At 67.6% G+C, this 14,903-nt stretch carries 15 protein-coding genes; 13 read left to right on the top strand and 2 right to left on the bottom strand.

Annotated features, from left to right (window positions below; all coding sequences use genetic code 11):
* Positions 1-102 precede the first annotated feature (102 nt).
* From B9Y97_RS13640 to B9Y97_RS13590, 12 genes are all read left to right on the top strand, one after another.
* Complete coding sequence (locus B9Y97_RS13640) at positions 103-1,059, top strand: metal ABC transporter solute-binding protein, Zn/Mn family (protein WP_085527253.1); 957 nt, start codon at positions 103-105, stop codon at positions 1,057-1,059.
* Between the two features lie 68 nt (positions 1,060-1,127).
* The gene (locus B9Y97_RS13635; RefSeq protein ID WP_176224418.1) at positions 1,128-1,895 is read left to right on the top strand and encodes a metal ABC transporter ATP-binding protein; all 768 of its coding nucleotides are present in this window, start codon (positions 1,128-1,130) and stop codon (positions 1,893-1,895) included.
* The gene (locus tag B9Y97_RS13630; RefSeq protein WP_085527252.1) at positions 1,892-3,109 is read left to right on the top strand and encodes a metal ABC transporter permease; all 1,218 of its coding nucleotides are present in this window, start codon (positions 1,892-1,894) and stop codon (positions 3,107-3,109) included. The genes B9Y97_RS13635 and B9Y97_RS13630 overlap by 4 nt, the downstream gene beginning before the upstream one ends.
* Complete coding sequence (locus B9Y97_RS13625; protein ID WP_085527251.1) at positions 3,109-4,044, top strand: metal ABC transporter permease; 936 nt, start codon at positions 3,109-3,111, stop codon at positions 4,042-4,044. The genes B9Y97_RS13630 and B9Y97_RS13625 overlap by 1 nt, the downstream gene beginning before the upstream one ends.
* Positions 4,041-4,217 carry a hypothetical protein gene (locus B9Y97_RS18165; protein ID WP_176224377.1) on the top strand — a complete coding sequence of 59 codons (177 nt, stop codon included), beginning with the start codon at positions 4,041-4,043 and terminating at the stop codon, positions 4,215-4,217. Before B9Y97_RS13625 ends, B9Y97_RS18165 begins: the two co-directional genes overlap by 4 nt.
* Before the next feature lie 9 nt (positions 4,218-4,226).
* Positions 4,227-4,517 carry a hypothetical protein gene (locus B9Y97_RS13620; RefSeq protein ID WP_254900922.1) on the top strand — a complete coding sequence of 97 codons (291 nt, stop codon included), beginning with the start codon at positions 4,227-4,229 and terminating at the stop codon, positions 4,515-4,517.
* The gene (locus B9Y97_RS13615; protein WP_085527250.1) at positions 4,514-5,998 is read left to right on the top strand and encodes a sulfotransferase; all 1,485 of its coding nucleotides are present in this window, start codon (positions 4,514-4,516) and stop codon (positions 5,996-5,998) included. The genes B9Y97_RS13620 and B9Y97_RS13615 overlap by 4 nt, the downstream gene beginning before the upstream one ends.
* Complete coding sequence (locus B9Y97_RS13610) at positions 5,995-7,299, top strand: arylsulfotransferase family protein (RefSeq protein ID WP_139828312.1); 1,305 nt, start codon at positions 5,995-5,997, stop codon at positions 7,297-7,299. Before B9Y97_RS13615 ends, B9Y97_RS13610 begins: the two co-directional genes overlap by 4 nt.
* Before the next feature lie 237 nt (positions 7,300-7,536).
* Entirely contained in the window at positions 7,537-9,408 is a 1,872-nt protein-coding gene (locus tag B9Y97_RS13605; protein ID WP_085527248.1) for an AsmA family protein, read from the top strand.
* A gap of 70 nt (positions 9,409-9,478) precedes the next feature.
* Entirely contained in the window at positions 9,479-11,056 is a 1,578-nt protein-coding gene (locus tag B9Y97_RS13600) for a protein O-mannosyl-transferase family (protein ID WP_176224376.1), read from the top strand.
* 178 nt (positions 11,057-11,234) lie between these two features.
* On the top strand, positions 11,235-12,428 hold the full coding sequence (locus tag B9Y97_RS13595; RefSeq protein ID WP_085527246.1) for a DUF4185 domain-containing protein: 1,194 nt from the start codon (positions 11,235-11,237) through the stop codon (positions 12,426-12,428).
* A 288-nt stretch (positions 12,429-12,716) separates the two neighbouring features.
* The gene (locus B9Y97_RS13590) at positions 12,717-13,043 is read left to right on the top strand and encodes an ElaB/YgaM/YqjD family protein (RefSeq protein ID WP_085527245.1); all 327 of its coding nucleotides are present in this window, start codon (positions 12,717-12,719) and stop codon (positions 13,041-13,043) included.
* 18 nt (positions 13,044-13,061) lie between these two features.
* On the opposite strand, the gene B9Y97_RS17955 is transcribed toward B9Y97_RS13590, so the two are convergent.
* The gene (locus B9Y97_RS17955) at positions 13,062-13,421 is read right to left on the bottom strand and encodes a hypothetical protein (RefSeq protein ID WP_139828311.1); all 360 of its coding nucleotides are present in this window, start codon (positions 13,419-13,421) and stop codon (positions 13,062-13,064) included.
* Between the two features lie 247 nt (positions 13,422-13,668).
* On the opposite strand from B9Y97_RS17955, the gene B9Y97_RS13580 reads away from it, so the two are divergent.
* Entirely contained in the window at positions 13,669-13,842 is a 174-nt protein-coding gene (locus B9Y97_RS13580; RefSeq protein WP_085527243.1) for a DUF1328 domain-containing protein, read from the top strand.
* A gap of 245 nt (positions 13,843-14,087) precedes the next feature.
* Here the strand turns inward: B9Y97_RS13580 and B9Y97_RS13575 are convergent, their stop codons facing one another.
* The gene (locus tag B9Y97_RS13575) at positions 14,088-14,900 is read right to left on the bottom strand and encodes a response regulator (RefSeq protein WP_085528273.1); all 813 of its coding nucleotides are present in this window, start codon (positions 14,898-14,900) and stop codon (positions 14,088-14,090) included.
* Positions 14,901-14,903 lie beyond the last annotated feature (3 nt).

Genomic DNA, 14,903 nt, shown 5'->3' with positions numbered 1-14,903 from the left:
CTTTTGCGAATGCGTCGCAAGTGCGTTGACATTGCGAATGCTTCGCAATAGCAATAACCGGGTCAGCCGAATCCGTCGGCGACGTTGCAGAAAGGGACACGCATGAATCTGTCGAAGCGAGCCGTCCTCGGTGCCCTGGCGGCCATCGTGATCGCCTTGCCTTCAGGCTGGGCCGTGGCGCAGGAGCGGCTGGATGTCGTGGCCACCACCGGGATGATCGGCGATGCGGCGCGCGAAGTCGGTGGCGATCTCGTCGAGGTCCGCACGCTGATGGGCCCCGGCGTCGATCCGCATGCCTATCGGCAGACCCGAAGCGACATCGTGGCACTGGCCAACGCGGATCTCGTTCTCTGGCACGGCCTTTACCTGGAGGCCCAGATGGAAGAATTCATGCGCGGGCTCGAAGATGACGGAAACGTCGTCGCCGTAGCCGAAAACCTGCCGCGCAACCTGTTGATCGGACACGACGATTACGACGACAAATTCGACCCGCACGTCTGGATGAACCCCAACCTGTGGTCGCGCGTGGTGCTGAATGTGCGCGATGCGCTGATCGCGGCTGCGCCGGGGCAGGAAGCAACCTTCCGCGCCAATGCCGATGCCTATCTCGAAGAGCTGCGCGCCCTCGCGCAATACACCACCGAGGTTCTGTCATCGGTCCCCGCCGACAGCCGCGTTCTGCTCACCGCCCATGACGCCTTCAACTATTTCGGGTCAACCTACGGGTTCGAGGTCGTTGGAATCCAGGGGATCTCGACGGAATCGGAGGCGGGTCTCCAGCGCATCGGCGCACTGGTCAACATGCTGGTCGAGCGCGAGATCGGCGCGGTCTTCGTCGAGACATCGGTTTCTGACCGCAACATCCGCGCGCTGGTCGAAGGTGCCGCCGCGCGGGGCCATGAGGTGGTCATCGGCGGCGAGTTGTTCTCCGACGCAATGGGCGAGGATGGCACCTACGAAGGCACCTATCTCGGCATGATCGACCACAATGCAACGGTGATCGCGCGCGCGCTCGGGGGCGAAGCGCCTGAACGCGGGATGTCGGATCTCCTCAACTGATGGGCCCCCGGATGACGCGCAGCGCTGTGAAAATCGCGGCAGAAGACGGTCAGGACCTGCGGGCGGCCATGCCCCCGCCCGACAGCCCGCTCGCCATGCGCGGGATGACCGTCTCCTACGGCGAGAAGCCGGCGGTGTTTTCGGTCGATGCCACTTTCCCGGCGCGGTCGATGTCGGCCATCATCGGACCGAACGGCGCCGGCAAGTCGACACTCCTGAAGGCATCTCTGGGGGTGATCCCGCGCCTGTCCGGCGAAGTCTGGGTATTCGGCAAACCTCTGGCACAGGCGCGCGACCGCATCGCCTATGTCCCGCAGCGCGCCAGCGTCGACTGGGATTTTCCGACCACCGTGATCGACGTCGTGCAGATGGGCCTCTACCGCAAGGTCGGGCTGTTGGGACGCTTGAAAGGCCTCATGACGGCGCAGGCACAGGCGTGCCTCGACCGCGTCGGCATGGCCGACTTCGCGCATCGCCAGATCGGCCAGTTGTCGGGGGGCCAGCAGCAGCGGGTCTTCCTCGCCCGGGCGCTGGCGCAGGATGCAGATCTCTACCTGCTCGACGAACCCTTCGCCGGGGTAGATGCCGCCACCGAGCGCGCGATCGTTGACGTGCTCAAACTGCTCAAGTCGGAGGGCAAGGCGGTCGTGGCCGTCCATCACGACCTGTCGACGGTCCGGGATTACTTCAATTACGTCTTCCTCATCAACGTGCGGCGGATTGCCGAAGGGCCTGCACAGACCGCCTTCACCGCGGAGAATTTGAATGCAACCTACGGCGGGCGGCTGTCGGCCACGCATATCAGCGAATTGACCTTGTCCGGGGGGGCCGCATGAGCGGGTTTCTGGACGCGCTTCTGCTGCAGGCCGGCTACAACGCTGCTCTGGTGATGATCGGGTCCGGTCTTCTCGGGTTCGCCGCAGGCACCTCGGGCACGTTCATGTTCCTGCGCAAGCGCGCCCTCGTCTCCGACGCGGTGGCCCATGCAACCCTGCCCGGTATCGGTATCGCGTTCATCGTGATGGTGTTGTTGGGCGGTGACGGTCGCAACCTCGTCGGGCTGCTCATCGGGTCGGCCGCCACCGCCTGGATCGGGCTTCTGCTGATCGAATGGATCGCCCGGCGCACCCGCCTTGCCGAGGATGCGGCAATCGGCGCGGTGCTGGGCGTGTTCTTCGGCATCGGCATCGTGCTCCTGACGGTCATCCAGACGATGAGCGCGGGGCGGCAGGCCGGGCTCGAAAGCTTCCTTCTCGGATCGACCGCAGGCATGCTCTACAGTGACGCGGTGGTGATCGCCATCGGCGGCTCGATCGCGGTTCTGGCAACCTGGTTCATGCGCCGCCCGATGACACTGGTGTCGTTCGATCCCGAATATGCGGCCGCGCTTGGCTACAACGTGCGGCGGATCGACCTGACGATGATGGGGCTGGTGATGATGGTCACCGTGATCGGGCTCAAGCTGGTGGGCCTGATCCTGATCGTTGCGATGCTGATCATCCCCGCTGTCACCGCCCGGTTCTGGACCGAACGCTCGAACCGTATCCTCTGGATTGCCGGCTGTATCGGTGGCGTTGCGGCCTATGTCGGCGCGGCGATCTCGGCCTCCGCCCCGGCCGTGCCGACGGGGCCGATCATCGTTCTGGTCACGGCGGTCATGTTCGTGCTGTCGCTGATCTTCGCCCCGGTGCGCGGCGTGTCTGCAGCCATCATCCGCCACCGCCGTTTTCAGGCTCGCGTGCACCGCCGGCAAGGGCTTCTTTCGCTGGCACGTCAGGAGCCGATCCGCGAACCATACACCTTGCGCCTGCTGGCGCGAGAAGGCCTGATCCGCCCCGATGGCGTGCCAACCGAAGCGGGCCGCGCCCAGGCCGCCAAGGTGGCGCGCGACGAGCGTCGCTGGGCGGTCGCCCGCGAAGTGCACCAGGATGCGGGGCTGACCGGCCGGTATGATGGCCTGACCCCGATCGAGGACGTCTTCACCCGCGACGAGATCAAGGATTTCGACCGCCGCCTAGGCACGCCATTCCCGGTGGAAGGGTTGGCCTGATGGGAGCCGAGTTCGTCCAGTTCTCCCTGACGCCGATCCTGATCGGGGTATTGGCCGCCATCGCCTGCGCCTTGCCCGGCAATTTCCTGATCCTCCGCCGCCAGGCCCTGATCGGCGACGCGATCAGCCATGTCGTTCTGCCCGGCATCGTCGTCGCCTTCCTGCTGACCGGCACCGTCGCCGCAATCCCGATGCTGATCGGCGCGGCGGCGGCCGCCATCGTCGCGGTGATCCTCATCGAGGCGGTCAAGCGGCTCGGCAAGATCGAACCCGGCGCGGCCATGGGAGTCGTGTTCACCACCCTGTTCGCCGGCGGCGTGCTGCTGCTGGAACAGAGCGACACCTCCAACGTCCACCTCGACGTCGAGCACGCGCTGATGGGCAACCTTGAATCGCTGATCTGGTTTCGTGCCTCGGGATGGGGATCGCTCCTAGACCCCGTGGCGCTGGCCAGCTTGCCGCCGGAACTTGGCCGCATGGCCGTTGTCTGCCTGTTGATCGTCGCGCTGACCCTGGTGTTCTGGCGCTGGCTCAAGATCGCCACCTTCGATGAGGGCTTCGCGCGGGCGCTGGGAATCCCGGCTTCGGCGCTCGGCTTCGGCCTCGTGATCACCGCGGCCATCGCCGCCGTCGCGGCCTTCGATGCAGTCGGCTCGATCATCGTGATCGCGATGTTCATCTGCCCGCCTGCCGCGGCGCGGCTGATGACCAACCGCCTCGGCGCGCAGGTCTGGTGGTCGGTGGGCTTCGCCATCCTGTCGGCGGTGCTGGGCTACACGCTCGCCGGTTACGGCCCGCTCTGGTTCGGCAGTCAGAATGCCGTCAGCGCGGCGGGCATGATCGCCGCCGTTTCCGGTGTCATACTGGGTCTGGCCAGCCTCTACGGGCCGCACCGCTCGCGCGTGGGTGTCGGACGCGACGACGCGGGCGCGTGATCGCGCGACCGTCCGAAGATGCCCCGACGCGCAAGCCGGCGTTGCCGTGGCGCGAGGCGGGTGCCGGCGCGGGCGGCGGGGCGAAGAGTGGCTGCATTGCCGTCGGCAATGACACGCTGGCTTTTCGAGGTCAGCTCCGCGGCGATGGCAATCCGCTGCCGTTTCTGCTTTGACTCATTTTCATGATGGACGAAAACCGCATGTCGGGCCCTCGCATGGTCCGCCGCGCGCCGGTCTCGGGGCGGCAATCTCGCGCGGTCGGGGCAGCGATTGCCGCTGCCACGATGTTTCCTCAGGCGGCGCAGGCCTATATCGGTCCCGGGGCCGGGTTGACGGCGCTCGGCACCGTGCTTGCGCTGGTTCTGGCGCTCGGCCTCGCGATCATCGGCTTCGTCTGGTACCCGCTGAAGCGACTGCGGCGCAATCGCAATGACCGGTCCGATGCCGAGAAGACCGACCGCAACCGCGAATGACGGTCGCATTCCTCATCGCCGGGCTGGTCGCTTTCGTGGCCGTTCTCAGGCTCACGCATGCCGCGGCCATCGCGCGCGATGTCATCGGCACGGCACAGGACGCCTTCGGCGTCATGACCGATCCGGATCTCTCGGAGGACACCAAGGAAACCGCCGTCCGGCGCGCGTCGATCCGCCTTGTCGGGCGTTTCCTGCTGATCGGCGGCATCGGGGTCGCGGCGCTGGCCGCGGCCGCGCTGGTGGTGTGGTCGGGTGCGGCGGCGGGCTTCTACACTCTGGACGCGGCGCTGCGCATCGCAACCGGCTGGCCGTTCGTCCTGATCACCAGCGCCGGGGCGGTGGCGGCGTGGATCGCCCTCGATCGCCTCGGCGGGGCAACAGGCGGCGGCGATGACGGCGGAACAGAGGTGCCTTACGGCCCGCTCGACAAAGCGCTGCACAACCTTGCCTTCGCCTCGCCCGACCGCCAGCGGCGGCTGGCCGGCCTTGAGACCCGGCTTTACCGGCGGCGCATGGATCCGGCGCATGCCGCACGGCCGGTTTTCATCACCTCGTTGCCCCGGGCCGGCACGACGATCCTTCTGCAGATGCTTGCGCGCTGCCCGGAGTTCGCCTCGGCGACCTACCGGCACATGCCCTTCACGCTCGCGCCGCTGCTCTGGGGCGGGTTCTCGTCCGCCTTCCGGAAGCCGTCGACACCCGCCGAGCGCGCCCATGGCGACGGAATCGAGGTCGGCATCGACAGCCCCGAGGGGTTCGAGGAGATGGTCTGGCTGGCGTTCTGGCCCGGCCACTACCGGCCCGATCATATCCTCCCCTGGAGTGGCAACGACCGCGACCCGGCGTTCGAGGCGTTCCTGCGCCGCCACATGACCAAGATCGTCGCGACCAGGCCCGGGGCCCGGCGCTACCTGTCGAAGAACAACGCCAACATCGCACGGCTGCCGCTGCTCGAAGCGATGCACCCCGACGCGACCATCGTGATCCCCTTGCGCGATCCGGCCGCGCAGGTCGCTTCGCTGATGCGCCAGCACAGACGCTTTGCCGACCTGCACAAGCGCGACCCCTTCACCCGGCACTACATGGAGGGGCTCGGTCATTTCGAGTTCGGCGCGGCGCTGCGACCGATCGCTTTCGACGGGACGCCTGCCGACCCGGCCGAGGCCGAGACCGTCGATTTCTGGCTGGCGTACTGGATCCGCGCCTACACTCACGTGCTGGCGCGCGCCGGGGAGCGGGTGGTCCTCCTCGACCATGACGCGCTGTGCCGCGATCCGGTGCCGCGCCTTCACGCGCTTGCGGCGGCGCTGGAGCTCGACGCGCCCGAGGCCCTGACCGAGCAAGCGGGCAGGCTGCGGCCGCCCTCGCCTGCGCCGATGCTCGCCGGGGCACAACCGGCGCTGATCCGGCGGGCGCGCGCGCTGCACGCCGAGCTTTGCCGCCGCGCGCAGTCGCGCGAAACCGCCCCGAGGTCGGCATGAGTTCCCCGCGCGCCGACCGCCTGGCCGCCGGGGCATTCGTCCTTTCGATCGCGGTGCTCTGCGTTGCCTACGGCGCGCTTGCGGCGCTGCGGGGCTGGTTCCCGGCCCGACAGATCGCCCTGGCGCACGAGACCGTTCTGGACCTCGCCGAACACTGGCGCAACGACCTAGGCCTCGTCCCGACACGGCATCTCGTCTCGGCTGGCCCCGATCCGGACCCCGACCGGGGATACCGGCGCACGCCGGACGCTGTGCCGACGCCGGGTCACGTGCTGATCTCCGGGTCGCTGGGCAACTTTTCCGAGACCCTGCATGTCGTCCGGATGTTCGACCGCGATGGACATCAGGTGCACGAATGGCCGATCCACTACGACCTGCTCGATCGCGAGATGAACCCGCGCAACGTCCTGCTGCACGGGCTGGAGGTGTTCGAGGATGGCTCGATCGCGGTCGCTTTCGACCATGGCAACGCGATCGCGCGGATCGACGCCTGCGGCGCGCCGGTCTGGACGGTCAACGGCAATTATCATCACTCGATCACGCGTGACGACGACGGCGCGATCGTCACGTGGCGTGACGAAGCGATCGTGCGTCTCGACGCGGCCACCGGCGAAGAACTGCTGGTGCTCGACGTGCCGCGCGATCTCGTTCCGGCCGACCGCGGCGCGCAAAGCGCGTATCTCCAGTTGCGCACCGAACGGCTGGAGGTATCCGGCGACAGCATTCGCTACCTTGACGACCCGTTCCACCCGAACGACGCCGAAACGCTGCGGGCAGGTATGGCCGACGCCTTCCCGATGTTTGCAGCCGGCGACATCCTTTTCAGCCTGCGCGAGATCAACCTGGTCGCGGTGGTCGATCCCGCGAATGCCCGTCTGAAATGGTGGCACCATGGCCCCTGGATCAGGCAACACGACCCGGACTTTCAGCCCGACGGAACGATCACCGTCTTCGACAACGCAACCGGGACGGGGCGTTCTATGATCCGGCGGATCGACCCCGCCGATGACAGCCTCTCGGTGGTCTTCGACGGCGGCAAAGACCTTCCCTTCTTCTCTTGGCGGCGCGGCAAGCACCAGGTTCTGCCAGGCGGCAACCTGCTGCTGACGGAGGCGGAGCGGGGGCGCGTGCTGGAAGTCGATCCCGAGGGTCACCTTGTCTGGGAGCGACACCTGCCGTGGGACGCGACGCGCAACCGGATCGTCACCGAGGCTCGTCATCTGCCCGAAACTTATTTCCGCGCCGGTCAGCCGAGCTGCCCGTCCCGGGATGCCGGACCCTCGGGCAGCGATGCCGGTTGAGGTCGCCAACCAAGCCGTCGCGCGCCAAACCCGCAGCGCGCAAAATGGCCGACGGAGCCGCCCGCGGCGGCCCTGCACTTGTGCGTGGCCGCGAGACCCGATAAATCGTCAGCCGGCGGGGCGTGAGACGCCGCGTGCCGCAGCAAGCCGAGGGGGCCTTGCCGTGCGGCGGATGCCGCGAAGGGAGACGCCTTCCGCACGCCACGTTCGGTCCAAGCAAAAGAAGGTGACGGAGCGGTGACTTGGATCAGCTACAAAGGTCCGCCATGGCGATACGTCCTGATCGTGGCGGCTTCTGTCCTCGTCGTCGCGGTTGGTGCGGCGGCGGTCATCCTGGCTCTGCCCAGCCACGTGGCGGACGACAGGTTGCACAAGGCTGTCACGGCCCAGATCGCGGCATGGAGCGGCGGCGCGGTTAGGCTGACCGAGGACGCCACCGTGATCTCTGGCCTGGGGCGGGTGATCACCATCGAGGACGCGGAATTCACCGGCAGCCTTCGCGGCGCGGAATGGCAGGTGTCCGTGGCCTCGATCGAGGCCAGGGTCAGGGCGCTTGCGCTGCTGCGCGGCAAGGTGGAAATCGAGACTCTGACGCTGCAATCGCCGCAGTTTCGCGTCGTGGACCCCGACGAATCCATGATCTCCGCCCTGCGCGACCTGCCGGCGGAAAACCCGGCCGGTCCCGGACCCGAGGGCGAGGTGATCGTCACCAATGCGCGCTTCCTCTACGAAGGGCCGACCGGGCGACGGGTCGGCTTCGATGGGGTGGATCTGCGCCTTGCCGCCGAGCCCGACACGACAGGTGTGCTGCTGACCGGTGCAATTCCCGCCGGTACGGGACGGCTGCACCTGCAAGGCCGGCTCGACGACCCGGCGGCCGCGCTCACGGATCGCGGCAGCCCGGCGCGGCTGGTCCTGCAGGGTGCCGCGAGTGCGGATGATGTCGGCACGCCGCCGCCAAAGACCCGGCCCGACGTGCCGAAGGCCGCGCAAGAGAACCGGGTGGTGTCGCAGCTGCGCCGGATCGCGGCGGCGGTCGGGTTTTCCGGCATCGGCCCGGTCGCGATCGAGGGACGGGTCTCGGCGACGCCTCGCAGGTTCGGGATCGCCGATGCGAGCGTGTCGTTCGGCGCTTTGCTCGCCGAGGGTGACCTGACCGTCGCGGTCGCCGGGGAGGAACCGCCGTTCGATGCGCTCGACAGCGTCGCCCGCGGCGCGGCAGCGGCTTGGCACGACGGGGCAACCGCGATCGCGGCGGGCGCGTGGCGCGACGTTCCGGTGAAGCTGGACTGGCTCGCGCCGCTCGACGTCGCGCTGGCCGCACGGCTCCGCGACAGCAGGCTCGCCGGACAGAATGTCGAGGCCCGGCGGATCCTGCTTCGGGCCGCGGACGGCCGCGCCCGGCTCGAGTTCGCGGCGGCCGGCGACCTCGGACGGCTCCGGGGCGAGATTGCGCTCGGTGCCCCGACGACGCAAGGCGCGCCGCAGGTCGCGGTCAATGGCCGGCTGGAAGGCATCGACATGGGCGCGACCGGGCGCAGCGTTCTGCTGCTCGCGCCGCCCCCGCTCGTCAGTCCGCCGCAACTGCCCGAAGGCACGCTCGATGCGCAGATCGACCTCTCGACGCAAGGCGGAACCTTGGGCGAAATGGTCATGGCACTTGACGGCGCAATCGACGCCGAAGCGCGCGACGGCAGCATCACGGGGTCCGACCTTATCCTGACGCTGGAGGGGCTGGCGGACGGACGCGAATTCATGACCGAACGGGACGGACCGTTGATCCCCTCCGCCGGTCGCACCCAGTTCGACACCGCCGAGGGGCGGATCGACTTCGTGGCCGGCATCGCGCGTATCTCGCGGTTCGTCATCCGCGGCGAGCGCTACGATATCGAGATGCGCGGCGAGGCGGACCTTGGGGTCGGCGCGATGCGCGCGGACGGGCAGGCAAGGCTCCACGGCGACCTCATCGATGACAGTGCCCCCTCCCCGATCGTCGACCTGCCGTTCGGATTGGGCGGCACACTCGCGGCACCTGTCGTGGCGGCCGGCGTGCCGCGCAGCGGTGACGACCTGACATCGGAGGCCGCCGCCGACGGGGGCATCGAATGAGACCGGCACCGGTACGATGGCAAGACGCGGGCCAGGGGCACGCCGGGCGGGTCGCCCCAAGGCGCGCGGCATGACGATGTCGGGCAAGATGCCGCGCCGCCTGCCAAGCCTGCAGGCCGCCGGGGCGCGGTCGGGATTGCTGCGCCTGTACCTCGCCCTCGGGCTTTTCGCGTTCTGGGCGGTGTATTACTACTGGTGCCTGTTTCCCGGGCTTGGTGGCGTGATGAATGCCGGCGACACGGCCAAGTTCCAGACACTCGGGCATAGCCAGATCCTCGTCCACGGGCCCGGTTACCCGCTCGTGCTGTTTCTTGGCGCGGTGCTGCGCGCGCTCGATCTGCCGGTAGAGCCGTGGCGCGCGATGACCTTCGCGATGGCGGCGATCCCCGGTGCGGTCGCCAACACGATGGCCTTCCTGATCGTCGCGCGGGTGTCGCGCAGCCTGCTGTTCGGCATCGCGGGGTCGCTCCTGCTGGGCAGCGCCGGCCTGATGGCGGTGCAGTCGACCGAGGCCGAGGTCTACCCCCTCGCGCTGGCCTTCGCGCTGTCGGTGACCTTCCTTTTGATACTGTTCCTGGAGACCCGGCGCGAGGGCTACTTCCTCGCCGCCTGTGCGGTCTACGCGTTGTCCTTCGGCAACCACCTGATGATGATCATGTTGCTGCCGCTGTTCCTGCTGGTGACGGCGATGCACTGGCGGCGTCTGTTGCGCCCGTGGATCGCGGCAACGGTGCTGCTCTTTGCCGTGCTCGGTGCCAGCCAGTATCTCTATCTCGCCTACATGACCCACCATCCCGACACCGCCTATTCGGAATACCTGCCGCTGCCGCCGACCGTGACGGAGTTGATCCAGTATATCTCCGGCACCTATTTCAGCAGCCTCTACGGGTCCGGGCTACGGTCGACCTACAGTTCCGAGACCTTGCTGGTCACGCTGCGCTCGGCGCATCCGTGGATCTCGGCACCGCTCATCGTTGCGGGCCTGGTTCTCTTCGCGGCAGGCTGGCGGCGCCGCGACGCTGGCTGGATCGGCGTGGCGACCGTCTTCGCGGTGGCGCTGTCCTTCGTTCCCTTCGTGATCTGGTACGGTGCCTACGATATCCAGGCTTTCCACCTGCCGGTGCTCGGGCCCCTGCTGGTCGCGGCCGTGGCGGGGCTCGGCTGGTGGTCCGGGCGCTGGCGGATGTTGCAACGGGCGGCGGCGGTTCTGCTGATCGCGCTCGCTGTCTGGCGAGCCGCGATCATGGCGGACGGCCTGACCGCGCGCCAGCCGGTCTTCTCCGACCTCCCGGAAACGCTGGAGGCCCTGGTGGCCCAGGCTCCGATCGAAAACCCCCTCGTGTCGATGACCTACAATCTCAGGATGGCAACGCTGTACCACGAACTGCGCGGCGAAACCCCGCAGGCCCGTTACCGCGTGCCCTGGCGCGCCGAGGAAACTGCCGTCGAGCAAGACAATGTCGGGGGCATCGTCGTGCCGACCGATGGCGAGCAACTCCTGCGCTGGATCGAGCATCGCCATCCCGATCTCGCGTGCCGGTCCTGGGCGCTCGACCAGCCGGAAGGAACGCCTTGGCCCGCCTATGCTTTTCTGTGCAGGCGCGATGTCGGCACCGACACGGAACCGGAACCCGACCTCGACAATTAGCCTCCCCGGCACCGCGTTCCCGCCGCCACGGCGCAACCGCTACGAAATCGTGAACGCAACACCTCGTTTTTTCGCTCGCAATTTCGGCGAATTTTCGCGTATAAGGCCCGCATAGACACCGGCCTGCCAGCCAAGCGGAGCTTGCGGCAGACCCCCTTCCTGACATGGGAGCCCGCGCGTGAGCCTTCGTCTCGCTGCCATCGGAATATGCGTCGCCCTTGGACTGTCTGCGGTCCTGATTCAGACATTGGCATGGTCGCATTGGCCAGATGCCGACGACGGAGCCGTCGCCGTGGAGCTTGCAGTGTTTTCGGGGCCGGACAGCGTGGGCACCCTCCGCGTTGGCCCGGCCGAGGTGGTGCGGCAACTGACCGGCGCGGCGTCGGCGAACGCGACCGACCGCTGGAACGTCCATGGCACCGACCTCGGCCACATGATCCGCCACAAGGGCGCGCTCTACATGGTGTTCGGCGACACCTACGGGCCCGATGGCGGCGCATGGCGCAGCAGCACGATGGCGCGGATCGCCAACCCGCAGGGGTCTTTCGACTTCACGGAGATGATCGCGGGGCCAGACGGCAGCGCCATCGAACTCATCGAGTCGGCAAAGCTGCCGGGGATCGAGTGGACCGTGATTCCCACCAACGGCATTTCGCTCGGCGCACGGATGGTGCTGCATTACATGGCGGTCCGGATGTGGACCTCGGACGGGCGCTGGCTGGTCAGAAACTCCGGCCTCGCCTATTCCGACGACGACGGGCAGAGCTGGCACCGCTCGCCGACCGCCACCTGGCCGAACGGCTCCGGTTTCGAGCAGGTGGCCTTCGTCGATCAGGGCGAGATGATCTACAGTTTCGGCATCCCCGAAGGCCGCTTCGGCGCGGTGCGGCTGCGTCGTGTTGCGCGCGACGCGCTGTTCGATCCGGCCGCCTATCGCTACTGGGATGGCAGCGGCTGGGTCTCCGATCACCGCGCCGCCACGCCTGTCGTGTCGGCCCCGGCCGGCGAGCTTTCGGTGGCCTGGAGCGCGGCGCATGGCCGCTGGCTGATGATGTATCTCGACGAGACCCGGGACGCGATCGTGCTGCGCAGCGCGCCCGCGCTTGCCGGGCCATGGAGCGCGGCCCAGACGGTGGCCGATGCGCGCGATTTCCCGGGACTTTACGCCCCCTATATCGTGCCGGGGGATGCGCTCGACACCGAGGTTCGCTTCACGATGTCGCGCTGGAAGCCGCTCTACAACGTCTTCCTGATGCGGGCCCCGCTGCACGTTGATGCCCCGGTGCTCGCAGCCCTCGGGTCCGACCTGGCGGCCGACACAAGCCCCGAAGGTGCCGCGGGTGCATCCCGTGGCCTGCGCGCTCGGTATTGATCACCTGTCCTGACCGGACCGTCGGCGGCGATCCTCCGAAAGGGTATCCGCGAGGCGGGTGACCCAGCGCGCGAGGGCGGCCCTGGCGGTGTCGCTCGCCGGGGTTGATCGGCTGCCATGCCCGCCTCGCAGGCAGTCGCGACGTCGCAAACCGCCCGCTCCCGGACGTTTTCCATGACCGGTGCTGCGAGGAGGTTTGCCGCGCATTGCCGGCCCCTGTCCGCGCAGTCTGGAACATTTCGGCGGCCCGATGCGTTGGGTAGACGAATGTTGAGAAAGGAGAAACCAATGGCCAAGGACACCACGACAGGCGCCCGGAAAGACGACATCGAACAGCTTTCCGAACAGATCGCGACCCTGAGGGACGATATTTCGTCCATCGCCCGAACGCTCGGTGATCTGGGCGTTGATCAGGCCGATACGACGATGGATAGCGCCCGGCGCGGAGCGGAGAGGCTGCGCGAAGCGAGCAGACGACAACTCCATGCCGCGCAGGAGCGTGCCGAGGAAATCGGCCATCAGGCTGCCGACACCGTGCGCGAACGGCCGGCCTCAAGCGTCGGGCTTGCCATCGGCCTCGGCTTCCTGCTGGGTTTCCTGACCGGCCGGAAGTGACCCATGACAGGGTTCGGCTCAAGCCTCGCAATGCGCGCACGTGAGTTCGGAGGTGCGGTCGCCCTGGTCGCCGTCGGCGTCCTGTTCGGCATTGCCGGGATCGGATTCCTGCTGGCGGCGCTTTGGCTTCTGGTCGCCCTTCATCATGGAGCGGTCATCGCCTTCGCGACCGTTGGTGTGCTGTTGATCGCGCTCGCCTTCGGCCTCATGGCCTTCAGCCAGCGAAAGTCTGGCGCGAGGGCCGCGCACACTGCCGCGCAAGAGGAAGCCAATTCTGCCGATGCGCAGCCCGGCGCACCATTCTTGCGGATGGCCGAGGGCTTCGCGATGGGGATGGAAGCCGGACGCGCTGCCCGCGCAACCGGGCGAGGTCGGCACCGGGCAGGATAACCTCGATGCCCGCGCCAAAGCGATTTTGCGGCCGCCGTTTTTGCCCGGCGGCCGTCGTCGCGCGTGTCATGCCGCATCCCTTGACGCCGGCGCGGCGAAGGCGCGACACCCCGGCGCTCCAGAGCCGCGCCTTGCCGCCTTTGTGGCGCAAACCCACGCCCACCCGGACAGCTTTTTTCGGAACCATCCCGACCCCGAACGCGTTGTGCCAGTGAAACGATTGAATGGAGGTAACATGTTATATTGGGCTGTAATCTTCTTCGCGATCGCCCTCGTCGCGGCGGCCTTCGGCTTCGGAGGCATTGCCAGCGCATCGGTGGGGATCGCGCAGATCCTGTTCGTCGTCTTCCTCGTCCTGGCGCTCATCGCATTGCTTGCGCGTGCCATGCGGGGAAACCCCCCACGTTGAATGGAATCGGGTGCCCTGCTCCTCGCTCCTCCTCCCTGAGGAGCATCGCCCGACGGGGCGGAGGCGGTCGAAGGGCTGCTTTCTGTCCGAGGCTCTCAGCGAGCCCCTGTTCCCCACTCCCCCGCCCCCGTGGCGGGGGTTTTTTCATCAAGACCCGATCGCCACCGCGCAAACGGAAAAAACCCGCCGACGAAAGCCGACGGGCGCGCGGGCGTGGTACTCGGGAACGACCGGCCGGGCGGCAGTCACCCGAAGAGCGGCTCGGTCGAGGAGAAGAACATCGCCTGGCTCACCGCTGATCGAACCTGTTCCTCGGTATAGGGTTTGGTGATCAGGAAGGCCGGCTCAAGGCGTTCTCCGGTCAACAGGCGCTCGGGGAAGGCGGTGATGAAGATCACCGGCAGGTCGCCGGTCTGCGACAGGATATCGTTGATCGCGCCGATCCCCGAAGAATTGTCGGCAAGCTGGATATCGGCAAGGATCAGATCGGGCCTGACCTTTTCGGCCAGGGCAACGGCCTGGTCGCGGGTCCGGGCGACACCGGTGATCTGGTGGCCCATGTCCTTCACGATTGCTTCGATATCCATGGCGATCAGCATCTCATCCTCGATGATCATCACGCTGCCGCGCACAACGCCTTGCATCTCGCGAAGCGCGGTGGCCACAAGCTCTTCGGCCTCGCCAACCGTGATCTGCATGACCTCGGCAATCTCGTCCGGGCGCAGCTCCTCGATGGTGCGCAGGAGCAACGCCTCGCGCGAGCGCGGAGTCAGCGGCTCCAACAGCCGCTGCGCCCGCGCCTCCAGCGTATCGCCCCCCGCATCCGCGATATGCGCGCCGGTCGATGTCCATATCCGGTCGAAGGCGCGAAACAAGGCGACCCGCGGGCGCATGTCGCGGATCAGGAAGTCCGGATCCGCAAGGATCGCCTCCAGCGTCGCCGTCGCGAAACGGTCACCGCTTGCCTGGTTTCCGGTGAGGGCGCGGGCGTATCGGCGCAGGTAGGGCAGATCCGCGGCGATACGCTTGTAGATGTCGTGTTCATCGTCCTGAGCCATGTC

The sequence above is a fragment of the Maritimibacter sp. HL-12 genome, from assembly GCF_900177545.1.
GTDB lineage: Bacteria > Pseudomonadota > Alphaproteobacteria > Rhodobacterales > Rhodobacteraceae > Sinisalibacter.
This window is presented reverse-complemented; position numbering and strand designations above follow the sequence as displayed.